At 63.3% G+C, this 23421-nt stretch carries 23 protein-coding genes; 18 read left to right on the forward strand and 5 right to left on the reverse strand.

From position 1 onward, the window contains the following. Positions 1 to 170 precede the first annotated feature (170 nt). Positions 171 to 695, reverse strand: coding sequence for an isopentenyl-diphosphate Delta-isomerase (gene idi, locus HMPREF2932_RS02815; protein WP_046649027.1), 525 nt, complete (start codon positions 693 to 695; stop codon positions 171 to 173). Beyond that, the gene (locus HMPREF2932_RS02820) at positions 692 to 1228 is read right to left on the reverse strand and encodes a hypothetical protein (protein WP_046649026.1); all 537 of its coding nucleotides are present in this window, start codon (positions 1226 to 1228) and stop codon (positions 692 to 694) included. Before HMPREF2932_RS02820 ends, idi begins: the two co-directional genes overlap by 4 nt. Before the next feature lie 90 nt (positions 1229 to 1318). Between HMPREF2932_RS02820 and HMPREF2932_RS02825 the strand changes: the two genes are divergently transcribed. From HMPREF2932_RS02825 to HMPREF2932_RS02880, 12 genes are all read left to right on the forward strand, one after another. Beyond that, positions 1319 to 3151, forward strand: a complete 1833-nt coding sequence (locus tag HMPREF2932_RS02825) for an ABC transporter ATP-binding protein (protein ID WP_071409565.1) — start codon at positions 1319 to 1321, stop codon at positions 3149 to 3151. Between the two features lie 10 nt (positions 3152 to 3161). Next, positions 3162 to 4259 carry a MalY/PatB family protein gene (locus HMPREF2932_RS02830; protein ID WP_046649024.1) on the forward strand — a complete coding sequence of 366 codons (1098 nt, stop codon included), beginning with the start codon at positions 3162 to 3164 and terminating at the stop codon, positions 4257 to 4259. A 38-nt stretch (positions 4260 to 4297) separates the two neighbouring features. Further along, complete coding sequence (brnQ, locus tag HMPREF2932_RS02835) at positions 4298 to 5638, forward strand: branched-chain amino acid transport system II carrier protein (RefSeq protein ID WP_049154806.1); 1341 nt, start codon at positions 4298 to 4300, stop codon at positions 5636 to 5638. A gap of 3 nt (positions 5639 to 5641) precedes the next feature. Continuing rightward, the gene (locus tag HMPREF2932_RS02840) at positions 5642 to 6622 is read left to right on the forward strand and encodes an LLM class flavin-dependent oxidoreductase (RefSeq protein WP_071409566.1); all 981 of its coding nucleotides are present in this window, start codon (positions 5642 to 5644) and stop codon (positions 6620 to 6622) included. 51 nt (positions 6623 to 6673) lie between these two features. Further along, positions 6674 to 7429, forward strand: coding sequence for a GntR family transcriptional regulator (locus HMPREF2932_RS02845; RefSeq protein ID WP_071409567.1), 756 nt, complete (start codon positions 6674 to 6676; stop codon positions 7427 to 7429). Next, positions 7429 to 8847, forward strand: coding sequence for an ABC transporter substrate-binding protein (locus HMPREF2932_RS02850; protein ID WP_071409568.1), 1419 nt, complete (start codon positions 7429 to 7431; stop codon positions 8845 to 8847). Before HMPREF2932_RS02845 ends, HMPREF2932_RS02850 begins: the two co-directional genes overlap by 1 nt. Further along, positions 8844 to 9749 carry an ABC transporter permease gene (locus HMPREF2932_RS02855; RefSeq protein WP_070702381.1) on the forward strand — a complete coding sequence of 302 codons (906 nt, stop codon included), beginning with the start codon at positions 8844 to 8846 and terminating at the stop codon, positions 9747 to 9749. The genes HMPREF2932_RS02850 and HMPREF2932_RS02855 overlap by 4 nt, the downstream gene beginning before the upstream one ends. Further along, on the forward strand, positions 9746 to 10504 hold the full coding sequence (locus tag HMPREF2932_RS02860; protein ID WP_071409575.1) for an ABC transporter permease: 759 nt from the start codon (positions 9746 to 9748) through the stop codon (positions 10502 to 10504). Before HMPREF2932_RS02855 ends, HMPREF2932_RS02860 begins: the two co-directional genes overlap by 4 nt. After that, positions 10488 to 11708 carry an ATP-binding cassette domain-containing protein gene (locus tag HMPREF2932_RS02865; protein WP_071409569.1) on the forward strand — a complete coding sequence of 407 codons (1221 nt, stop codon included), beginning with the start codon at positions 10488 to 10490 and terminating at the stop codon, positions 11706 to 11708. Before HMPREF2932_RS02860 ends, HMPREF2932_RS02865 begins: the two co-directional genes overlap by 17 nt. Beyond that, positions 11680 to 13317: an FUSC family protein gene (locus HMPREF2932_RS02870; RefSeq protein ID WP_070513637.1), complete on the forward strand. Its 1638-nt coding sequence runs from the start codon at positions 11680 to 11682 to the stop codon at positions 13315 to 13317. The genes HMPREF2932_RS02865 and HMPREF2932_RS02870 overlap by 29 nt, the downstream gene beginning before the upstream one ends. 222 nt (positions 13318 to 13539) lie before the next feature. Then, entirely contained in the window at positions 13540 to 15345 is a 1806-nt protein-coding gene (locus HMPREF2932_RS02875) for a BCCT family transporter (RefSeq protein ID WP_071409570.1), read from the forward strand. Then, positions 15346 to 15726, forward strand: a complete 381-nt coding sequence (locus HMPREF2932_RS02880; RefSeq protein ID WP_070513643.1) for a hypothetical protein — start codon at positions 15346 to 15348, stop codon at positions 15724 to 15726. Here HMPREF2932_RS02880 and HMPREF2932_RS02885 read toward each other — a convergent pair. After that, complete coding sequence (locus HMPREF2932_RS02885) at positions 15723 to 16373, reverse strand: response regulator (protein WP_070513646.1); 651 nt, start codon at positions 16371 to 16373, stop codon at positions 15723 to 15725. The two genes, HMPREF2932_RS02880 and HMPREF2932_RS02885, sit on opposite strands and share 4 nt — an antisense overlap. Beyond that, positions 16373 to 17542 carry a sensor histidine kinase gene (locus HMPREF2932_RS02890; RefSeq protein ID WP_246818610.1) on the reverse strand — a complete coding sequence of 390 codons (1170 nt, stop codon included), beginning with the start codon at positions 17540 to 17542 and terminating at the stop codon, positions 16373 to 16375. The genes HMPREF2932_RS02885 and HMPREF2932_RS02890 overlap by 1 nt, the downstream gene beginning before the upstream one ends. 88 nt (positions 17543 to 17630) lie before the next feature. On the opposite strand from HMPREF2932_RS02890, the gene HMPREF2932_RS02895 reads away from it, so the two are divergent. The 3 genes from HMPREF2932_RS02895 to HMPREF2932_RS02905 are packed head-to-tail and all read left to right on the forward strand — an operon-like array spanning position 17631 to position 19593. Then, entirely contained in the window at positions 17631 to 18419 is a 789-nt protein-coding gene (locus tag HMPREF2932_RS02895; RefSeq protein WP_084738952.1) for a PrsW family glutamic-type intramembrane protease, read from the forward strand. Continuing rightward, positions 18416 to 18838, forward strand: a complete 423-nt coding sequence (locus HMPREF2932_RS02900; RefSeq protein ID WP_046649005.1) for a hypothetical protein — start codon at positions 18416 to 18418, stop codon at positions 18836 to 18838. The genes HMPREF2932_RS02895 and HMPREF2932_RS02900 overlap by 4 nt, the downstream gene beginning before the upstream one ends. Continuing rightward, positions 18835 to 19593 carry a PrsW family glutamic-type intramembrane protease gene (locus HMPREF2932_RS02905; protein WP_071409573.1) on the forward strand — a complete coding sequence of 253 codons (759 nt, stop codon included), beginning with the start codon at positions 18835 to 18837 and terminating at the stop codon, positions 19591 to 19593. The genes HMPREF2932_RS02900 and HMPREF2932_RS02905 overlap by 4 nt, the downstream gene beginning before the upstream one ends. On the opposite strand, the gene HMPREF2932_RS02910 is transcribed toward HMPREF2932_RS02905, so the two are convergent. After that, positions 19541 to 20896: a M20 metallopeptidase family protein gene (locus HMPREF2932_RS02910; RefSeq protein ID WP_070821484.1), complete on the reverse strand. Its 1356-nt coding sequence runs from the start codon at positions 20894 to 20896 to the stop codon at positions 19541 to 19543. The genes HMPREF2932_RS02905 and HMPREF2932_RS02910 overlap by 53 nt on opposite strands. 62 nt (positions 20897 to 20958) lie before the next feature. Between HMPREF2932_RS02910 and HMPREF2932_RS02915 the strand changes: the two genes are divergently transcribed. From HMPREF2932_RS02915 to HMPREF2932_RS02925, 3 genes are all read left to right on the forward strand, one after another. Beyond that, on the forward strand, positions 20959 to 22038 hold the full coding sequence (locus tag HMPREF2932_RS02915; protein ID WP_071409574.1) for an alpha/beta hydrolase: 1080 nt from the start codon (positions 20959 to 20961) through the stop codon (positions 22036 to 22038). A 10-nt stretch (positions 22039 to 22048) separates the two neighbouring features. Next, on the forward strand, positions 22049 to 22255 hold the full coding sequence (locus HMPREF2932_RS02920) for a hypothetical protein (RefSeq protein WP_210397748.1): 207 nt from the start codon (positions 22049 to 22051) through the stop codon (positions 22253 to 22255). 200 nt (positions 22256 to 22455) lie between these two features. Beyond that, the gene (locus HMPREF2932_RS02925) at positions 22456 to 22920 is read left to right on the forward strand and encodes a hypothetical protein (protein ID WP_070702399.1); all 465 of its coding nucleotides are present in this window, start codon (positions 22456 to 22458) and stop codon (positions 22918 to 22920) included. Positions 22921 to 23421 lie beyond the last annotated feature (501 nt).

Raw genomic sequence — 23421 nt, forward strand, 5'->3', positions numbered from 1 at the left:
GGACTCCGTGTCCAAAAAGTCCATGGACATAACAGACTTAGGTCAATGTAGTGCGGAACAATCCCCCCTCACCGCCAAACAACACCTGGTAGCAGTGTTATGAGTGACGTTGCTAACCCATCCACGACCTAAGTCGGGCTTCGAGGCCTACCGCCCCGCACGCAGAAGGGTTAGGCCAAGAGGGCCGCGCGCAGCGGCTCGTGGGTCAGCTCCTCCACCATCCACGGGCTAAAGGCGAACGGCGTGGCATCGACGGCAGCGAGGACGTCGCGCACCGGCGCCCACTCGAAAGAGTCGACCTCCTCCGGGTTAGGCGTCGGATCATCTTCGGTCTCGAAGAGGTAGACCGGACAGATTTCATTCTCCACCACGCCGGAGGAATCCTCGGCACGGTAGGCAAAGTCCGGCAGCACCAAGCGCGGCGTGCCGGTCAGGCCAAGCTCGAAGCGGCCGCGGCGCACGACGGCGTCGGCAGTCGGCTCATCCGGGCCCGGGTGCCCACAGAAGGAATTGGTCCACACGCCGGGCCAGGTCAGCTTGGACAAGGCGCGGCGGGTCAGCAGCAGCTGGCCATCGCGTACCACCCACGCGGAAAAGGCAAAATGCAGCGGGGTATCTGTGGTGTGTACGGCGGCCTTGTCAGCGGTGCCGGCGGGCTTGCCCTCCGGCGAGGCTAGAACGACGAGTTCCGTCATAGATTGAGGTCTCCTACATAGCGCACGTTGCCAATGCTAAAGCGCGCGTTCCAGAGGTTGCCTGGGGCAACGTTATAGACATATTGAAGGTTGGTGGACGCACCGGCGCCCAGCGGGTGATCCAAGCCCGGCGCGGCTAAGTCCACGTTGACCTCCGGGTCATAAGGAACGGGATCCACGGTGGCCCAGCCGCCGTTGCCGTCGGCGCGCTCCAAGGTGGGTTCCGCGAGGGCGTCGGCAGGCAGGGGCACCTCGTTGAGGTTGTGAATCTTCACGGTCAGCACCGTTCCACCGCCGCCGGAGTACAGCCCCTGGAGCTCGAACTCCACGTTGAGCCCCTCATCTTTGACGGGTGCCGCCAGGTTGGAGGTGACCTCATGAGCATCTACATCCTTGGCCTCAAAGGTCGGCGGCTCCGAGCTAGACACCACGATGTTGTCCTGCGGGCCCACGTCCGGCGGCTGGAGGATGCTGCAGCCTGACAAGGCAGCCAGGCACAGCGGGGCGCACGCTAGGGGGAGGTATTTCTTCACCGCGGATCCTTTTCCATCACGACTTCGGTTTCTCCCCTACCTTAGTCGACGGGTTGGATATTCCTATTAAGGGCGTAACATCGGCCGGCGATGAACTCTATTCTCCGCATCGTCCGCAGCGCATCCGCCCTGTGGCCGTTTTATCTTGGCGTCCTTATCACCGCGTCAGTCACCGCGATTCTCTCGCTGCTGACCCCATTTATCCTCCGCGAGGCCACCGACACCGTCGTCGCGGGCGGCCCGCTGCGCACCATCCTGTGGTGGGTCGTGGCACTCTTTGTGGCGGATGCGCTGGGCAACGTCGTGAAGAATATCGGCGGCTATATCGGCGATGTCATGGTCGCACGCCTGCGCCAGATTCTTTCGACGCGCTACTTTGCCAAGCTGCTCTCCGTGCCGCAGGGCTACTACGATAACCAGGTCACCGGCACCATCATAGCGCGCTTGGACCGCTCGATTGCGAATATCACGCAATTCCTGCAGTCCTTCTCCAATAACTTCTTCGTCATGCTCATCCAGGCCGCCGCAGTCCTGGTCATCACCGCGGTGTACTACTGGCCGCTGGCCATCCTGCTGTCCGCGCTCTTCCCTATCTATATGTGGCTCACCGCGCTGACCTCGGAGCGCTGGCAGGAGTTTGAGGCCATCAAGAACGAAAACATCGACGTGGCCAATGGGCGCTTCGCGGAGGTCATCGGCCAGGTGAAGGTGACTAAGTCCTTCGTCGCTGAGGCCCGCGAGTTGGCCTCCTTCGGTTCGCGCTACCGCACGGTGGTGGATACCACGAAGCCGCAGTCGCGCTGGTGGCATTCCATGGATACCGCCCGTGGCGCGGCCATGGCGCTGATCTTCTTAGGCATCTATGGCCTGATCTTCTGGCGCACCTTGGAGGGCCATTTCTCCATCGGTGACATGGTCATGCTCCTGCAGCTGGTAAACATGGCTAAGCAGCCGGTGTTCATGATGAGCTGGATCGTGGATGTCAGCCAGCGCGCCATCGCCGGCTCCAAGGACTACTTCAAGGTCATGGAGGAAGTCCCGGAGCCCACGGTCAACCCGCAGCTGGTCGCCGCCGCTGAAACCTCCGACGTGCCGGAGCTCGACCTCACCCCGGCCGAGCCGCTGCGCCCGACCGAAGGCCCAGTCTTCGCCTTCGAGGACGTGTCCTTCTCCTATGAATCGGATAAGCCGGTCGTCGCCGATATCACCTTCGCCGCCCACGAGGGCCACAAGGTGGCACTCGTCGGCGAGTCCGGCGGCGGCAAGTCCACCTTGGTCAACCTCCTGTTGGGCCTCTACCAGCCCACGGAGGGAAAACTGACGGTACTGGGCCACGACACTGCGGAACTTACTGCGGAGCGCCTGCGCGCCTCGGTCGGCGTGGTCTTCCAGGAGTCCTACCTCTTCTCCGGCACCATTCGGGAAAACATCGCTTATGGCAAGCCGGGGGCGACGATGGAGGAGATCGTGGACGTCGCCAAGCGCGCCAATGCACACGGCTTCATCGAAGAATTCCCCGATGGCTACGACACCGTCATCGGCGAGCGCGGCCTTAAGCTCTCCGGCGGGCAGAAGCAACGCGTGGCCGTGGCGCGCGCCATGCTGAAAGACGCCCCCATCCTCGTCCTCGACGAGGCCACCTCGGCGCTGGACACCAAGGCCGAGCGTGCCGTGCAGGCTAGTCTGGATGAGCTCATGAAGGACCGCACCACGCTCATCATCGCGCACCGCCTGTCCACCATCGCGGACGTGGACACCATCATCACCCTGGACCGCGGCCGCATCTCCGAGATCGGCTCGCCGGCGGAGCTGGCGCAGTCGGGCGGCATCTACGCTGAGCTGCTGCGCCTGACCCAATCCGCCTCCGCCGCCGACCGGCAGCGATTGAAAAAATACGGATTCGTCCAAGCCACCGACGAGTAAGGTGGGACGCATGCGTTTCCCTAGCCTGAAAGAACTCTCCGCCCGCGGCACCCGCAAGTGGACCGTCTATGACGAAGACGTCATCCCGCTGTGGATCGCCGAATCAGACTTCCTCACCGCGCCGGCGGTCAAGGAGGCCATCCAGGAGGCGGTCGACGCCGAATCCTTCGGCTACACCCCAGCGCCCAAGGCCTCCGAGCTCAACGCGGCAATAGCAAATTTCTACGAATCGCGCTACGGCTGGCGCCCAGAACACGTCTTCTGGATCGGGGATGTGGTGCGCGGCTTGTTGCTCGGCGTGCAGTACTTTACTGAGGGCGCGGTGGCCGTGCCGGTTCCCTCCTACCCGCCGCTGCTGGAGCTGCCGGAGACCGCCGGGCGCGAGAAGATTGAAACCTCGCTGGAGCTCGATGATATCGAGCGCGCCTTCCAGGCCGGCGCCGGCTCCATCCTGCTCTCCCACCCCTATAACCCGCTGGGCATTGTCTTTGATGAGGACTGGCTGCGAGGGCTGGTGGAGCTGGCGGAGAAGTACGATGCCCGCATCCTCTCCGATGAGATCCACGCCCCGCTGGTCTACGAAGGCCGCCACATCCCGCTCGGCGCTTTGTCCGACCGCGTTATTACCGTCACCGCCACGTCCAAAGCATGGAATACCGCAGGGCTAAAGTGCGCGCAGGTGATCTTCTCCAACACCGCGGACGTCGAGCGCTGGAACTCGCTGACCGGCGTAGCCAAGGACGGCACCGGCACGCTCGGCATCTTGGCGGCAGAGGCCGCCTACCGCCACGGCAGCGAGTTCCTTGACGAGGAAATCGAGTATCTGAAGAAGACCCGCGACTGGCTGGTGGAGGAGCTGCCCAAGCGCGTGCCTGGCCTCAAGACTTCCCACCCGCAGGCTACTTACCTTCTGTGGTTGGACTTTAGCGAGACCGCCATTGGGGATGACCCGAAGCCCGCGGCCTGGGTGCGCGAGCACGCCAAGGTAGCCCTCAACGAGGGTGTCACCTTCGGTACGGGCGGCGAGCATCATGCCCGTCTTAATTTCGCAACCTCACGTGAGCTGCTGGAAGAGGCACTCGACCGGCTGGAGAAAGCATTTAGCTAAAATTTACATCTCATGTCATGGGCATTATCCTTAGAAAAATGTCCATAAATGACGTTCAGGCCCCCGCCCAGTCCGCTTCAAAGACGAGCTCGCCCATCGGCATCGTGATCGTTGCCTCCCTCATGCTCTTCTCCATGTTCTTCGGAGCGGGCAACCTCATCTTCCCGCCAGAGGTCGGTGTCTCCTCCGGCACCAACTTCTGGCCGGCCACCTTGGGCTTCCTCGCCGCCGGCGTGGCACTGCCGGTCTTAGCGGTGATCGCGGTGGCCATTTCCGGTCAATCCGTGCGAGACATCGGAAACCACGGCGGCAAGATCTTCGGCGTGGCCTTCTCCGTCATCGCCTACCTGGCCATCGGTGCCTTCTACGCCCTGCCGCGCACCGGCGCGGTCTCCATGGAGACTGCGATTACCCCGCTGCTCGGGTGGGAGGGCACCTTTGCCAACGGTGCCTTCAACGTCGTCTTCTTCCTCATCGCTTTGGCCCTGGCCTGGCGCCCGAATGACATCATCGACACCCTAGGAAAGTTCCTGACCCCGGCACTGGTCATCCTGCTCGCCGTCCTCATCACCCTCGCTACCGTGGCGAATCCCCGCGTTCCCGGCACCCCGACTGAGGAGTACGCTTCCGCGCCCTTCGTCACGGGTCTCTTTGAGGGCTACAACACCATGGACGCCATCGCGGGCCTGGCTTTCTCCATCGTCATCGTGACCTCGCTGCGTTCCAAGGGCTTCTCCACCGACCGGGCGCTGCTGCGCGGAACCATCACTTCCACCGTCATCGCCGGCGCGCTGCTCGCCGCTATTTATCTGGGCCTGGCGTGGATCGGCCAAACCATGCCGAACGGTGCATCCTACGATTCCGGCGCCGCCTTGCTTGCCGACGCCTCCAATCTCACCATGGGCAACGTCGGCCAGGCCGTCTTCTCCGCCATCGTCATCCTGGCGTGCATGACCACCGCCGTGGGCCTGATTTCCGCCACCTCGGAGTTCTTCGCCATGCTGGTACCGAAGACCACCTACCACTTCTGGGCTTGCTTGTTTACCGCACTGTCCATCGCCTTCGCCTTCCAGGGTCTGGACACGGTGCTTGCCATCGCGGTGCCCTTCATCGTGTTCTTGTACCCGCCGGCTATCTCGTTGATCGCGCTGACGCTTCTGCAGCCGGCGGTCAAAAAGAGGGTCACCTTCTACTGGGGCTTCCGCTTGGCGCTGTGGGTCTCCGTCCTGTGGTCCGCCGCCACTTCCTTCGGCGCCCCGCTCAGCTTCTCCCCTGGTCAAGACGTTGGCCTGGGCTGGGTAATTCCCACGCTCCTCGCATTTGCCATCGGGGTTATCATCGACGTTGTATCTACATCCTCGTCGAAGAAAAGTGAGTAGTCCATGACGCCTCGCGCGGCTCTATCCATCCTCGATTTCTGCACCATTTATGAGGGGGAGACTCCTTCTCAGTCCATGGCCAGGTCGGTCGAGCTGGCGCAACGCGCGGAGGCTTTGGGGTTTAAGCGCATGTGGTACACCGAGCACCACAACATGCCCTCCATTTCTTCCTCCTCCCCGGCAGTGCTCATCGCACACATCGGAGCGAAGACCGAGCGCATCCGCTTGGGCTCCGGCGGCGTCATGCTGCCGAACCACGCGCCCTATGTCATCGCCGAACAATTCGGCACCCTCGCCGAGCTCTACCCCGGCCGCATCGACCTCGGCCTGGGCCGCGCACCCGGCACCGATATGAAGACCTTGGGCCGCGCCCTGCGCCGCGATAGAAACGCCGCCGAGCGCTTCCCCGAGGACGTCAAAGAGCTGCAGGGCTACCTTTCCGGAAAGTCCCTCGTCCCCGGTGTGCAGGCTATCCCCGGCCACGGCACGAACGTGCCGATTTACATCCTGGGCTCCTCGCTTTTCGGTGCCTCACTCGCCGCCAAATTCGGGCTGCCTTATGCCTTCGCCTCGCACTTCGCCCCGCAGCACCTGGAAGCCGCCACGGCCTATTACCGCGAGAATTTCCAGCCCTCTGAGGCCCACCCCGAGCCCTATGTCATCGCCGGCGTCAACGTCACCGCGGGGGATGACGCAGAAGAGGAATTCGAGAAGGTCTGCTTCCGCCGCGTGAAGGCCTTCGTCAGCCGCGGCAAGCAGCTCAGCGACGCCGACGTCGCCCGCATCATCGATTCCCCGCAGGGCCAGCAGATCATCAGCATGCTGCAATACTCCGCGGTCGGAAATGTAGAGCACGTGCGCGAGTACCTCACCGACTTCCAGAAGTTGGCGCAGGCGGACGAACTCATGATTTCCCTGCAATCCACAAGCCACAAGGCCGCGTTGGGTAACATGAGTAACCTGGCGCGCGCGTGGCAATTGTAGGCGTACGCGCATCGTTGCCCGTCACAGCGTTTTACATAGAGGAGGATCCCGGTGGCCCTTCGCGGTACTCAGCAGCACAGCATTATCGCTGATTATCTGCGCACCCTCATTCGCAGCAAGAAGCTTTCCCCTGGTGATTTCCTGCCCAGCGAGGCCGAGCTCTGCGAGCAATTCTCCTCTTCCCGCGGCCCGGTGCGCCAAGCCGTCGCGGCTCTGCGCTCGGAAGGCCTCATCTCCTCCGGCCGCGGCCGCCGCTCCGTCGTCCTCGGGCGTTTTACCTCGGAGTCCTTCGACTCGATTTATTCCGTGACGCACTGGCTGCGCGAGCGCGGCTTCGAGCCCGGCGCGTCCACGTTGTGGCTGGGCCGCTGCCCCGCCTCCGAGCAGGAAGCTGAATTCCTGCGGGTAGACACCGGCTCCCCCGTCATCTTTGTGCACCGCGTGCGCAGCGCCAACGGCATGCCCATCGCCATCGAGCGCATGTTCTTCCCATTGGACGTGGGCAGCCAGATCCTCAGCTTCGATGCCGACAATGAGTCCATCCACGATCACCTTCGCAAGCAGGGCGTGGAATTCGACAGCGTCAACCGCGAGCTCTCCCTCGCCTACGCCAGCGAGGAGGATGCGCGCTCCCTCAATATCGACCCCGGCACCCCGCTGTGGCGCCTGCACCTCGACATCTCGGATCACTCCGGGCATCCCGTCGAGTGCACCGAAATCCTGTACCTCGGGGACCGCATGACGCTTGGCATGACGAACGTGCGCGGCACCACGTCCCCACTCGAGGTCAAGCTGTCGGAAGGATGATGAAGACTTGGCTGGGTGCGCTGGGGGTGGTCGTGGGGGCGTCGTTAAGCGCGTGTTCTGCCGGCTCCACGGCAGTGGTTGATTCGGATTCCTCCGCGCTGACGCTGGCCACCACGACGCCGGCGACCTCCCTGGATTTCACCACCGTCGGCGGCGCCGCCATCCCGGCAGCGCTCATGAGCAACGTCTACGAGACCCTGGTGCGCATCTCCCCGGAGGGAGAGATTGTCCCTGGGCTCGCCGAATCCTGGGAGGTGGACTCCACGCGCTACACCTTCCACCTGCGTGAGGCTTCCTTCTCCAACGGCGAGGCTTTCACCGCGCACACCGCCGCGTGGTCCATCAACGCGGTGAAGACGGAGTGGACGAACGGCATTAGCGCCCAGATGGACGTGGTGGAATCCGCCACGGCTGTCGACGATCACACGCTGCTCGTCACCCTTAAGCGGCCCTCCGCCGGGTGGCTATGGTCCATGGGCACCGCCATTGGCGCGATGCGCACCCCCACCGAAGCTGTGGGCACCGGACCCTTCGCCGTCGCGGGCTTCTCCCCCAACGAGTACATCGCGCTGCGCGCCCGCCCCGACTACTGGGGCACCCCAGCGGAAGAAGACATCACCATCCGCTACTTCCCGGATTCCCTCACCGCGGTGAACGCGTTGCGCTCCGGCGGGGTCGACGCAGTGTGGGGCGTGCAAAACCCCGAGCTGCTCGACACGCTCGATGATTCCATCGAGACCGCAGTCGGCACCACGAACGGCGAGGTGCTGCTGTCCATGAATAACCAAGCAGCGCCTTTCTACGACCCCCGCGTGCGCCGCGCCGTGGCTTATGGAATCGACCGCCACGCCGCCAACGAGATCCTCTGGGAGGGCCGCGCGAAGGACACTGGCGGCGCACCCGTCCCGCCGACTGATCCCTGGTTTAGCGGGAAGGACTACTACCCTTACGACCCAGCGCGCGCCCGCGCGCTGATGGAGGAGGCCGGGGCGGTGGGCACGCCGCTCACGCTCACCGTGCCGAGCCTGCCCTATGCGCAAACGCTCTCCGAGTTCCTCTACTCGCAGCTCACAGAGATGGGCTTTGAGGTCACGCTGGAAACCGCCGAGTTCCCCGCGGTGTGGCTGAGCCAGGTCATGGGCGCGAAGGACTACCAGATGTCGCTCGTCGCGCACGTCGAGCCGCGCGATATCCCCACCATCTTTGGCAACCCGGACTATTACCTCGGCTATGATTCGCCGCAGGCCCGCACGCTGTTGGAGCAGGATGACATGACAGGGGCCGTGGACCAGATTATGGAGGACATGCCCGCCCTGACCTTGATGAACATGCCCAATATCGTGCTCTACCGCGAGGGCCTGACCGGCCTGCAGCCGAATCAGATCACCGATGCCATTGAGTTGCGAGGTGTGCGATGAGAATCCTGCGCTTCCTCGGCACCATGTGGGCCGCCTCCATCATCATCTTCCTGCTCATGCGGGCCGTGCCCGGCAACCCGGCGCGCGTGGCCTTGGGCGTCAACGCCACGGACGAGGCCGTGGAGAAGCTGACCCACTCCATGGGCTTAGACCGCCCGCTCATCGTGCAGTACCTGGAGTGGATGAAAGGGCTGTTAACCGGCAACTTCGGAATCTCCCTGTCCTCGCAGCAGGACATCACCCCGCTGGTGATTGACCGCGCGCAGGTTACGCTGTTGCTCATTGGGCTGGCCATCGCCCTCGCCCTGGTCGGTGCTATCCCCATGGGCATCCTGCTCGCCCGCTTTCGCCTCCCCGTGCTCAATGCCGCCACGCAGCTGGGCATCGCGGTACCGAGCTTCCTCGTCGGTATTTTGCTGGTTGCGGTCTTCTCCGTGCACCTGGGATGGCTGCCGGCCAACGGCTGGCAGCTGCCTCGCGAGGGTTTGAGCCACCTCGTGCTTCCCGTCATCTCGCTGGCGCTGGTGCAAGGAGCGATGCTCACCCGCTACGTGCGCGCCACCCTCCGCGAGGAAATGGACAAGGACTATATCCGCACCGCCCGCTCCCTGGGTGAATCCCGCACCGGGGCGCTCATCCGCCACGGCCTGCGCAACGCCGCCCTGCCGGTGCTCACCGTCACCGGCGTGCAGCTGAGCACCCTGGTGGTGGGCGCGGTGGTCATCGAGAACGTCTTCGTCATCCCCGGCTTGGGCTCTCTGCTTCTCGACGCCGTCTCCACCCGCGACCTCACCACCGTCCAGACCCTCATCATGGTCTTCGTGACCTTCACCCTGACCGTCAACCTGCTCACGGACCTGGCCTACCGGGTCATCGACCCAAGGCTCAAGGAGGCGCGATGAAACCCGGCTACATTCTGGTGGGCCTGACCATCCTGCTCGCCCTGGTCTCCCTGGTGTGGACGCCCTATGACCCCAACCTCATCTCCCCAGACCGCCTGGCCGGCCCCAGCCTGGAGCACCTCATGGGCACCGACCGCTTCGGGCGCGATACCTTCTCCCGCATCCTCGCCGGCGCCCAGATCACCGTGCTGGTGGGCGTGGTGGCGGTGGCCATCGCCGCCCTCATCGGGGTACCGCTGGGTATTATCGCCGGGATGCGCGGTGGTGGCCTCATCATGGCGGCCACCGACCTGCTACTCGCCTTCCCGGCGCTTCTGCTGGCCATCGTCGCCGGCGCGGTGTGGGGCTCCTCCACGCTCACGGCTACCATCGCCATCGGCATCGCCGGCATTCCCTCTTTCATCCGCGTCACCCGTTCCGGCACGCTGCAAATCATGACGCAGGACTATATCGCCGCCGCCCGCATCTCGCGCGTGCCGCCGGCGCTCATCGCGTGGCGGCACGTGCTGCCCAACCTCGGCGGCATCGTGGCTATCCAGGCCTCCGTCTACTTTGCGCTGGCCGTCCTCGCCGAGGCCGGCCTGTCCTACCTCGGCCTGGGCACTGCCCCGCCGACCGCCTCGTGGGGCCGCATGCTGCACGACGCCCAACCCCTCCTGGCCACCCACCCCCTCCAGGCGCTGTGGCCAGGGCTGGCCATCGCCGGCACCGTCCTCGGATTCAACCTGCTAGGAAGCCATGCTGACCGTCACTGATCTGTGCGTGGGCCCTGTCGGCCCCCTCTCCTTTTCCATCGCACCCGGCGAGCGCGTCGGCCTCATCGGCGATTCCGGCAGCGGCAAGTCCCTCACCGCCCTAGCCATCATGGGGCTGTTGCCCGACCACCTGCAGGCCACCGGCTCCATCCGCTTCAACGGCCAGGAGTTGCTGGGCATGCGCGACCGCGACCTGCGCAAGCTGCCGCTGGCCATGGTCTTCCAAGAACCCATGACCGCGCTCGACCCGCTGATGAAGGTGCCCGGTTTCAACCGCTTCCCGCACCAGCTTTCCGGTGGGCAGCGCCAGCGCGCGCTCATCGAGATGGCCATGGCCCGCCACCCCAAGCTGCTCATCTGCGATGAGCCAACCACCGCCCTGGATCCCTTCACCCAGGAGGAGATCCTCTCCACCATCGTGGATGCCGCGGATAAGGAGGATACGGCGCTGCTGTTTATTAGCCATGACCGGGACGTCGTCAAGCGCGTGTGCGACCGCGTCGTGCGCATCGGCGAGCTCACCACTCCCGACCTCACCCCGCCGCCCATGCCCACCCTGGGCGACCCCGTCATCGAGCTGCAGAACGTGACCAAGGCCTACCACGGGGTGACCGCGCTGGACGACGTCTCCCTCACCGTCCGCGAGGGCGAGCGCCTCGGCATCGTCGGCGGTTCCGGCTCCGGCAAATCCACGCTGCTCAAGCTGCTCACGGGGCTGGCGGAGCCGACGTCGGGGACGGTGGCGGTGAAGAAGCGTGTGCACATGGTCTTCCAAGACCCTAAGGGCTCGCTCAACCCGCGCATGCCTATCTGGAAGATCGTGGCCGAGGGCGGCGGGACGCGCGAAGAAGCCGAAGAGGTCCTGCGGGAGGTCGGCATCGACGGCTTCGAGCGCTATCCCCGGGACTTCTCCGGCGGACAGCGCCAACGCATCTCGCTGGCGCGCGCCGTGGTGGGCAAGCCGGAGATTCTGCTGGCGGACGAGGCCGTCTCGGCACTGGACGCCACCTCGCGAGCCCAGGTCCTCGAGTTGCTGCAGCGCGTGACGAAGGACATGACGCTGGTTTTTGTCTCCCACGACATTGACGTCGTGCGCCACTTGTGCCCCACGGTGGCGGTCTTGCAGGACGGCCGGCTGGTCGAGCGCGGCGAAGCGAGTAAGGTGTTCTCCCGATATGGAACACCCTCTGCCACAACGTCCTAACGCCCTTCAGCTCTTTACCGCCTTTAACACCTCCGCGCGCCGCTGGCCCGGTGCCCTGCGCGCGGCGTTGGCGATCATTATCCCCGGCGGGATCGCTGTAGCGACAGGCCACCCGGATGCGGTGCTGCTCATTTCCGCCGGCGCCTTCTCCGTCATCTACGGCGAGGGACACCCCTACCGCACCCGGCGCCACGTGATCCTGACGGCCGGTGGGTTGCTCACGCTGGCGGCCACAGCCGGCTCCCTCGTCGGGGTGCATGGCCTGGCGCTGTCCGCGGTGTTTACGGTGGCTCTGGCAACCATCGGCGCGTTCGTGCAGAATGCGCTGCGGCTGCCGCCACCGGGTTCCTTCTTCATCGTGATGGTGGCCGGTGGTTCCACAATGCTGCGCGGGGTCTCGCCGTGGGAGGTGGCCGCGTGGAGCCTGGCCGGCGTGGCGGCCGGCTACGTGCTGGGCATGCTGCCGCGTTTCCGGGATCCGCACGGCCCGGAGACCCGCGCGGTGGCCGCGCTGGAAAAGGCCGCCGAGGCCTTCGTGAACTCCGATAGCGATTTCTTGGCCCGCCACCACCAGGCGCAGTCTGCTATTTCCACCGCCTGGCAAGCGCTTGCCGACGCCGGCGTCATCCGCGGCGGCCGCATCCGCCACCCCGCCCAGGCGGAGCTGGTACACCGCGCCCTGGCGGCCCAGCAGCGCATCGTGGCGCACCACAAGCAGGTGGGCGGCAACTCGGATGAGCTGTCTGATTCCCCCACCTACGTGGACCCGGACCGCACCACCATCCCGCACACCAAGCCGACGATGCGCTACCGCTTCTACCGCGCCGCGGTGGGCAATTCCCACGCGGTGGTGACGGCGGAAAAGATCGCGCTCGGTGGCCTGGCCACCGCGTTCATTGGCATGGCGCTGGGGCTCAACCGCCCGGACTGGGGCGCGGTCTCGGTGCTCCTGCTCTTGCAGTGGGGGCCGGACCGGGTTCCGGGAACGATTCGCGGTGTGCAACGTATGCTGGGCTCCGTCTTAGGAGTGTGCGTCTTTGCGCTCATTGCGTCCTTCAGCCCGCACGGCTGGGGGTTGGTGCTCGCGCTGGCCTTCTGCCAGTTCTGCGCAGAGATTCTGGTGGTGAAGAACTACGCGCTGTGCGTTATCTTCTCCACGCCGCTCGCTTTGCTCATGGGCAACTCTTCGGAGCACATGGCCCACACCATCGGCTCGCGCATGGCGGAGATTGGACTCTCCGTGGTCGTGGCGATGCTCTTCCTGTGGCTGTGGAAGCCGCGCGCCCAGCTGACCAACCACTACCGCCTGCAAACGCGCTGCTTCGAGGCGATGGCCGCCCTGCTCGGCGCGCTACTCATCAAGACCCCCGAGGAAGCGCTGGCACAGCGGCGCGACCTGCACTACGAGCTGCTCTCGGAACGGCGTAGCATCCAGTCGCTGGCGACCAACCACTCCGATATCAGCGAGTTCTGGGAGCGCCACACCGCCTTGCAACCGGCCGGCTACTTCCTCTTAGATTTCTGCGTGGTCAATCCGCTCTCGCAGCCCAGCCGCGCGGAATTGGACACGCTCATCGAGAAAATCACCGCAGCGGAAATGCGGTCCTGACCTCCTAGCACGGGCAACCCCCGGTTGCCCGCGAATCATTTCACCGACAGCAACAGGTTCGGATCGAGTACGTGTTCCTCCACGAGTTCGAAGAGCGCGAAGGCTTCCTCCAGCTCACGGACATTCTCATCAAAATTAGGCAGCGACATGGCATTCCAATCGACGCAGAAATAGGTTCCTTCATCCTAGCTCACAACACTGTCATTTCGCGCACCTGCGATAATGGTCACCATGAACTCTCGACAAGCCACCGGTCCCCCAGTAGGCATCTATCCCCACGACATGCACCCGGGCTTGGTCCCTGGCATCGGCGTGGAGGACCAACGCAACGCTTTCGCCCTCGACAAAATCACCTTTTTCAGCACCGCTACCTTCGTCGTAGCCTTCATCGTGTGGGGCATTAGCTCGCCAGAATCCGTCTCAGCCGCATCCTCCTCCGCCTTTTCCTGGGCCATCACGAACGCCGGGTGGCTGCTCAACATCACCATGATGATGGCCGTAGCCACCATGCTCTACATCGGCTGCTCCCGTCTAGGTCGCATCAAGCTCGGGACCGATGACGAAGAGCCTGAGTTCGGCTGGTTTAGCTGGGTCGCCATGATGTTTGGCGCCGGCATCGGCGTCGGCATCTTCTTCTACGGCCCGTCAGAGCCGCTGTCGCACTATCTCACCCCGCCGCCGCACACCGTCGACGGCAACAGCGTCGAGGCCCTGCACCAGGCCATGGCCCAGGCGCACTACCACTGGGGAATCTCGCCCTGGGCAGCCTATGCCCTCGTCGGCGGCGCCATCGCCTATTCCTCCTACCGCCGCGGACGCGTCCCTCTGGTGTCCTCGATTTTCAAGCCGCTGTTCGGCTCCCGCGATACCGACGGCCCGCTGGGTCTTTCCGCCATCCAGATCGGCCAAGGCGTCTCCATCATCCGTGGTGCCGGCCCGCTGACCAACTCCGTGCTCATCGTGATCATTGCGGTCCTGGGCTGCGGTTTCATCATCTCGGCGGTCTCGGGTGTCTCCCGCGGCGTGCGCTATCTCTCTAATTTCAACATCACGGTGACACTCGGCTTGGTCATCTTTGTCTTCTTCACCGGTCCGACCTTGCTCCTGCTCAATCTCGTGCCCTCCGGCATCGTGACCTACATCGACCAGCTTTTGCCGATGATGGCCAAAGGCCTGTCCTGGGGCGATGAAACCGTCGAGTTCCAGTCCTACTGGACTGCGTTCTACTGGGCGTGGTGGATTGCCTGGACGCCGTTCGTCGGCATGTTCGTGGCCCGTATCTCCCGTGGCCGCACGCTGCGCGAATTCACGGCCGTGACCGTCTTCGCCCCTTCCCTCATCCTCATCCTGGCCTTCACCATCTTCGGCGGCACGGCCATTACCTTCCAGCGCGAAGAACTACCCAACTTTGATGGCTCCGCCTCCGGCGAGCAGGTTCTTTTCGCCATGTTCGACAACCTGCCGCTGAGCAGCATCACGCCTTTCATTTTGATCCTGGTGCTGGCGGTCTTCTTCATCACCTCTGCGGATTCCGCATCGGTCATCATGGGAACCATGTCCTCCAAGGGCAATCCCGCCCCGAACAAGATCATCGTTATCTTCTGGGGCCTGTGCATGATGGGCATCGCTGTTGTCATGCTTCTGACCGGTGGTGAGGACGTGCTCACAGGCCTGCAGAACCTGACAATCCTCTCAGCGCTACCTTTCTGCATCGTGCTGCTCGTCATGATGGTGGCCTTCATCAAGGACCTGCGCTCCGACCCGGTATTCATCCGCCGCGCCTACGCGCGTGCCGCGGTGGAAAACGCCGTCGTGCGTGGCATCGAGGAGCACGGCGATGATTTCGAGATCACCGTCGAGCACGCCGACGAGGGCCGCGGTGCCGGCTCCGACTTCGACTCCTCAGCGCACCGCTACACAGACTGGTACCAGCGCACCGATGAAAAGGGCGAGAATGTAGACTACGACTTCGACACCGATACCTGGGCCGATGGCTACGACCCGAACTCTGAGCAGAAGGAGACCTAAGTGGGCATCCCCGACGATGTCGTCCTCGACGGCTACACGCTTATCGAACAGCACGAAGTGGACCACGAGTTCCTCATCAATGGCTCGCCGCTCGCCGTGGATACGCCTCTGCTTTTCGCACTCACGATTGTTGGTGTTCTCCTCGTGGCGGCCAGCTTCTTCCTGCGCAGGCCGGTCCGCATCATCGCCGGGCTCTTGGGCGCGATCCTGACGCTGACCAAGCTGTGGTGGATGCCCATCGCACTGGCCCAACAGTTCAACGACAGCCAGGTCTTTGGCTACACGCTGAAGTACTACCCCCGGTACTGGCCGGCGGCCTCCATCATCGTGGTGGTCATCGCAATCATCGGCATCATTTCCGCCTTCCTCCGCCGAGGCTAGCGCGACTCCAACACCGCAATCGCAATGTGCACGCGGTTGGTACCGCCCAGCTTGTCCAAGATGTGCTTGATATGGGTCTTCACCGTGGTCACGGAAACGTAGAGCTGTCCGGCAATCTCCTGGTTGTCTAGGCCCTGGGCCACCAGCTCCGCCACCTCGTTTTCGCGCTGGCTTAAGCCCTCCAGTGGGCGGGGCTCAGGCGACTTGGCTGCGGTTGTGGGCGCAGGCTCAGGACGCTTGAGCGCCAGCAAATTCTTCAGCGCCTTCGGGCTCAGCAGCTGCTGTCCTGCGGCCACGGCCCGCACCGCCGAGACCAGTCCTTCCGGCTCGATGGTCTTCAGCAAGAACCCCATCGCGCCGGCGTGTAGCGCATCCACGATGAACTCATCCGTATCAAAAGCGGTGAGCATGACCACCGGAAGGTCTGCCGCGCTCGCGCGCAGCTGTCCGGCCGCCTCGATGCCGTCCATCACGGGCATGCGGATATCCATGAGAACGACATCCGGTTGCAGATCCAGCACGCGGGCCACGCCATCGCGCCCATTGCCGGCCTCGGCCACCACCTCGATGTCTGCTGCGCCTTCCAGGATGAAGCGGATACCGCGCCGCAGTGCCTGCTCGTCATCGACTAACACCACTGAAATCATTACGCGCGTGCCTCCTCAGGGAGTTCGAGGACCCAGGTGAAAGTGGAGTCGTCGTCAAGCACTGTGAAGGTACCTCCCGCCAGCCGGGCGCGTTCCTCCAGACCTAGCAGGCCGTTGCCGCCACCCGACTCCGGCTGGTGCGCCACCTTCTTGTTCTGCATGGTCACCCGCACCTTACCTTCCTCGTTGTCCACGCTGAGCGTCACCTTCTTCCCCGGCGCGTACTTGCGCGCGTTGGTCAGCCCCTCCTGCACGGCGCGGCCCAGCGTGTGGGCGGCTAGTGTGCTCAGCTTATCGACATCCCCCTTCTCATAGCGCACCTTCGTCCCCGCCGCACGTGCGCGCTCGATGTGTTCCTCGATGCTCGCGCGCGGATCCACCCTGTCATCCACGCGCAGCGCCTTGATCACCCCGCGCAGGTCCTCCACGGCGGCCTTGGCCTCCGACTGGATGGTTCCCGCCGCCTCAGCGACGCGCTCCGGGTCGGCATCCTTGCGGTAGTTCAGGCCACCCGCGTACACGGAAATGAGGCTGAGGCGGTGCGAGAGGGAATCGTGGATATCGCGGGCAATGCGGTTGCGTTCCTCCAGGCGTGCGCGCTCCTCGCGTGAGCGCAGCTGATCCTCGTTGAGCTCCGCCAGGCTCACCAACGTGACCTCGCGCTGGCGGCGCTGCGCGCGCACCGAGCCCGTAATCCAGGCAACGATAAGAAAGAGGCTTCCATAGAACACGTAACCAAAGGGATCGAAGATGTTCATCCGAATGTAAGGCACAGAGATAACGGTCACACACGAGGCCACGAAGACCGCCGTCCCCGCCAGGGACCACCGCAATCGGCCGCGCGAGATGATTGAAATCAACACCACCAGCACTGACAGCGACAGTGGGCGAAACCCGCCTAGTACCAGGACGAGCAGAGCCGCAATCAGCACCACCGGGTGGCCGGGGTACTCCTCGTGGATGTTGCGCTCCCGCCGTGAGTGGTGCAGGGCGAAGGGCAGCAGAATCCACGTGGCGAAGCTACATAGACCCATCAAGCCCATAACAAGGGCTTCCTGATCCGTCCCCTCGAAGTTTTCGATATGGGGGATCCATGCCGCCAAATCCGCCACCACGCAGAGCAGAATGAGCAGCACCGTGATCCACAGTGGTCGCGTCTTTCTCGTCATGGTTGCCACGATAGTTCTCCCTGCGTTCCGGAAAATCCTCCCTGCGGAGGATACCGGCACCCCAAGCCCGGTTCATAACCTAAAGCGCATGAGAAGAACACAAACTTTGTACGAACTGCTCACCGCCGCCGGGCTGGTGTACGTCGCTTATGATTTCTCCCACGGCGCTTTCGTGCCCACGAGCGCGCTCGCCGCAGTGTTGTACGCGGCCGTCGCAATCGGTCTCACGCTGCTGGTTCTGCGCAAGCACCCGGGTATTGCGCACGGGGTGGTGTGGGGTATTGCGGTCTCCACTGTCGCCGGCCAGCTCAACGAGAACATGAACCACCTCCTCATCCGTACGGTCCCAGACTGGCTGGTCTTCGCTGGCATCGCCCCACTCACCGAGGAGGTCCTCAAATTCCTCGGCGTCATCTTCATTTGCACCTGCGTCATCCGGCCCCGCCACTGGGCGGATTACGTCTTCGTCGGTGTGGCTGTAGGCATGGGTTTTAGCGTGAGCGAAAACGCCGTCTACTACGTCAACATGACGCTGGAGAACCTCGATTCTGATATCAGGGGAACGCTGCTGGCGGTGCTTGTCCGCTTCATCGCGAATCCGCTCATGCATTCCTTCTTCACCGCAATCGCGGCTTACGGGCTCTCCCGCAGGCAACCGGTGCGTTGGTTGCTCATCGCCATGGCGGTGCACTTCACCGCCAATTTCGGCCCGTCTATCTCTACCGCGTTTGAGGACGCCTTCTGGCCCATCTTCCCCACCTTCCTCATCCTCATCGGCCTGTGGGTCGCCACGATTGTCAGTATTGTGAAACTCCGCAAAATCCTCCCTGCGGAGGATACCGGGGTCAAACCGCAGCTCTTAGGGTCAAAAGCATGAGAAACACACTGATTTATTCCTGCATCGGCGTCCTCGCCGCAGTACCGCTTGCCGACGCCCTCCTCCCCGACCCCACTCCCGACACCACCCCCGTGCGCGGCATCCCGGAGCTCGAATGCCCGGAGGATCCGTACGCCTCCTCGCAGACCTGGAACTGCGGGAGCGCGACCATCATTTCGGAGGAAGGCAGCTCCTCCCACGAGGTCGAGACCTACCTGCCGCGGCAGCACCGTTCCTTTACCGGGACCAGCGCGCTGACCGACGCCCCCATCACCACCCAGGCTGCCGAGCTCTACCGCGTCGAGGACGGCGACGGCATCACGCTGTCTCAGCGGCACAACAACACCATCTCCTTCCTCCACATCTACGGACCGAAGGCACGTGACTTCGCCGACCGCGTGCAGCCGGAGGACGCATGAAGTACCTGTACTACCTGCTGACCCTCGGCGCGCTGGCCGTCACCGCCTTCCACTACGCGGGCGAGCCCTTCCTGCCCGCAAGTGCTCTGGCCGCCGTGATCTTCGCCGCCGTACTCGTCCCCCTCGCGCTGTTCTTCCTGCGCCGCCGGCCGGGAATTGCGCACGGCGTGGTGTGGGGTTTTGCCGTCTCCGGGCTCGCGGTGGAACTCAACACGAACATGACCCACCTCCTCGCCCGCGCGGGCCTGGACTGGCTGGGCGCTGCGGGGTATGCGCCGCTCATCGAGGAGGTGCTGAAGTTCCTCGGCGTGCTGCTTATCTGTACCTTCGTCATCCGGCCCCGCAGCTGGCTCGACTACGTCTTCGTGGGCGTGGCCGTGGGTATCGGCTTCACTGTAGGTGAGGACGCCACCGCCTTCGCGCGCATGACGGCGGATAACCTCGACTCGGATACCGCTGGCGCAATCGGGGCGGTGGTCATCCGCTTGGGGTCCAACCCGCTCTCCCACTCGCTGTTCGCTGGGCTTAGCGCCTATGGCCTATCCCAGAAGCAGCCGGTGCGCTGGCTCATTATCGCCATCGCGGTGCACGCCACGAAGAATCTCTTCCCGTCGTTAAGCACTGCGCTCGACGACGCCATCTGGCCCCTCCTCGCCGGCATGGTCGTCGTGCTCGCCGAGTGGGTAGCCACCATCTGGGGCACTATTGCGCTGCGGAAGAAGGCGGCTGCGCATCCTGCACCGGCGCACGCATAGCCTTCGTGGCCGGCGAGGGGTGGGCGTCCTCGGCGGCGAGGCGCTCAAAGGCCACCGCCGCCAGGGCCGCGGCTTGGTCTCCCAGGACGGAATCATCAAAGCGCACCAACGGCGAGTGGTTCCACTCGCGCATGTGCTCCGGGGTGTGCGGATCACCGGTGCCGAACCACATGAACGTGCCCGGTACCTGGGCGAGCACCGCGCCGAAATCTTCCGAGGCCATCATCGGGGTGTCCATGGTCAGCACGTTTTCCGCGCCGAACATACCCGCCCACAATGACGCCGCGAACTGGTCTTCGCGCGGTGAGGTCTTGGTGGCTGAGTACAGGACCTCGAAGTCCACCTTCGCGGTACAACGATGGGAAGCCGCCACGGAGCTCGAGACCTCGATGATCATTTGGCGGACGGCGTCGATGTGTTCGTCGCGAAGCACGCGCACCGTCGCGCCCAGCTCCGCCTTGTCCGGGATGACGTTGACCGCACCGTCGCCTGCGCGCAGGTTGGTCACCGTGATGACAATCGGCGAGTTCGCGTCGAAGCGCCGGGTCAGCGCCACTTGCAGCGCCACCTGGATCTCCGCGAGGGCCGCAACCGGATCGATCGCATCGTGCGGGCGCGAGCCATGCCCACCCTTGCCGTAGACGGTGATTCCCAAGTTGGACGACGAGGCCATCATCGGGCCCGCGATGTGGTGGAAGGTACCCCGATCCTGCGGGCCGACGTGCAGGCCGTAGGCGGCAATGGGGCGGCGGCCAGCAGCGTCGAGCACGCCCTCATCAATCATCGGCTGCGCACCGCCCGGGCCTTCCTCACCCGGCTGGAACATGAAGATGACATCGCCCAACAGCTCCTCGCGGTGACGGCACAGCATCTTCACCGCGCCGATCAGCCCCGCCGTGTGCAGGTCGTGGCCACAGGCGTGCATGTTGTTATTCGTCGAGGCAAACGGGCTGCCCGTCTGCTCGCGCACCGGAAGGCCGTCCATGTCCGCACGCAGCAGCACCGACACGGGGCGCTCGCCGCGCTTGCCGCCACGCAGCACCGCGACGACCGAGCTGAGATCGCGTCCCAGCTGAATCTCCAACGGTAGCCCTTTAAGAGCTTCGAGCACCTTCTCCTGCGTGCGCGGCAGATGCAGCCCCACCTCCGGGTTCTGGTGCATATCGCGGCGGAACTCCTGCAACTCCGGAAGCAGCTCCCGGCCTTCCTCCACGAACACCTGGCTGGCCAACCGCTCCCCCAGCTTGGCCGAAACCATCGGAAGCGGTGGCAATTGCTGACGGTGGCGCGGTGCCATCTTCATGGTGTCATCCTTTCCGAGCATGTGCGCCGAGCATACCGGAATCTGTATTAAGGTAGCCGTTTATGAAGCTCTTCCCCGCGCTGGTGGCCAGCTCCCTGATGTTCACGCCCGGCTCCTCCTACCAACTGTCGAGCCGCGACGAGGCCTCATCGCAGTGGGCCGTGGACACCATGTTCAACGTCATCGATGGCTTAGGCACTTCCTCCCATCTGCTTACCGACGCGTGGTCCACGGAGCAGGAAGAGTACCCATACCCGATTAAAGAAATCGACGAGGTCTCCCTCGTTGAGCGGCGCGCCACCGACGAACCCGGCCGTGAGAAGTGGATCATCTCCTCGCCGTCGATGGGGCGCGATATTCCTGTCGACGTCGTCGTGGGCAACGGCGGGCCCGTTGTGTACTTTCTCGAGGGCGTAGACTCCCCGGAGACCTCGAACTGGATCACCAAGGGGCATGTGAAGCGCGTCTTCGGCGAATCCGACGCCAGCATCGTCATCCCCTCGCAGGGAGCCGGATCCATGTGGACGGACTGGCGAGAAGATGACCCCAAACTGGGGCGCCACAAGTGGGAAACTTTTGTCACCACCGAACTCGCGCCGCTGGTGGAGGCAGAGCTCAACCACAACGGCAAGCGCGGGCTCATTGGATTGTCCATGGGAGCGTCGGGCGCGGTGATGATGGCGAACAACAACCCGGGTTTCTTCAGTGGCGTGGCGGGTATTTCCGGCTGCTATTCCACCACCAGCAAGGTGGGCCAGGGCACAGTGGACTTGACGGTGCGCACTAAAGGCGGCGACCCAACGAACATGTGGGGGCCGCGCGGTTCGGAAGACTGGCTGCGCAATGACGTCATGTCCCACCCGGAGGGGCTGCGCGGCACGGCGCTGTACCTCGCCGCGGCCTCGGGCGCGTGGACGGACGAGGAACTGGCGGCCTACCCCGGAAAGTCCGTCAATGACCGCATCGGGGGCACCCTTTTGGAGGCCGGCTCACGTCGCTGTACGGAGGAGTTTTCCGCCGCGCTTGCCGACGCCTCCATCCCCCACACCACCGACTATCTCACCGAAGGCACCCACGACTGGGTGATGTTTGGCAAGCAATTGCAGCCGGCGTGGGATGCGATTAAACCAGCGCTCTACTAACGTCGACGACATGTCCCGATTCCGCAGCATTATTGTCCCCGCCGCCATCCTCGTGGCAGGGCTCGTCATCCTCGCAGTGTTCTACGTCGGCTTAAGCCGCCATTACAACTCACAGGAGCTGCAGGCGCTTATCGACGGCGCTAATGCCAACGGCCAGGACTATAGCGTCGTCATCCACAACGAGCTGACTGGGAGCTATTCTTTTAACGCCGAGTAATTCTGCGTTCCGGTTGCGGGGTCGGGGCACAACACTCAAATCTTCCTTGCCGAAAATGAATGCTGGAATCGACTTGATTTCCTCAGAGAGCAACAAAATACTGGATACTGGGCTAGATCTGCAACCTGCTTTTTCGACAGGACTTTAAATAACGGTTCAGGAGCCTGGATCATCCGCCCTATTTGACCTAGGAGACCCCCATGTGGCTTGACGGATATCAACAGCAATTCGGAAACCGGCTAGAGGACTTCCTCACAGAAACAGTCCCCACAGTGCTCACAGAGCTGACATCTTCCCAGAAGAAGCAAGTTACCGATGGCGCACAAGAGTTTCCCTTCGAACCCCTTCTCGAAATCCTCAATTCTAAACACAGCTATGAAGACACAGTCTCCCGAATCATAGCCATAACGGGGATATGGATGAATGCCGCATCAGGGAGCCAGTGGTGTGTTGGTCCTCTAAACAGCACAGATTACTCTGAAAGAGTAGGCATAGGAGTCAGATGGGGCGAGATCGCTTTTTCGCCGTTATCGAACATGTCGGAGAATCTGGTAGATTCATTTCCCACTTGGCCGGGCGTGCTCATGGAATTTTCTCGCATGCAAGAGGCGGATCGCGATTATTACAAACAGAGAATCCTGGAAACTCGTCCAAAGCAAAAATGATGTCCAACCGCTGCGCCGGCTCACGCCATCCTCATTGCATCGGTAGACCTCGCTAATTTGGCGGTCCTCGCTGGCCTATATGACATGGCGGCCTAGAAGGGCGTCTCGGCCAGCCAATCCCACTGAGGTATCATCAAGTTTCCTGCTTGCCACGATGCTGTCTTGTTCCCCGCGTTTACGGATTTAAAGTACCTGTAAAACTGTAACCTGACTTAGGTCATGGGTGGGTGAGCAAAGGCACTCTTGACACTGTTACCTGTTGGTTTTCGTTGGTGGGGAGGAATTTTTCCGCACTAAGTGGGTAGTGCCGGGGGTGTTCAGTAGTCTGATTTTTGTGAGTCCTTATATTCGCACTGTCAAGACCGCTTCTGGGGCGATGGCGGTGCAGGTGGTGTTCTCTGAACGCAAAGGTGCGAAAAGGATGAAGCATATCGGTTCAGCGCATTCAGGAGCTTGCGCTTTTAAGAGCTGAAGCTCAACGCATCGTCGATGGTGACCAAC

The sequence above is a fragment of the Corynebacterium sp. HMSC074H12 genome (assembly GCF_001813755.1).
GTDB classification, from domain to species: domain Bacteria; phylum Actinomycetota; class Actinomycetes; order Mycobacteriales; family Mycobacteriaceae; genus Corynebacterium; species Corynebacterium hiratae.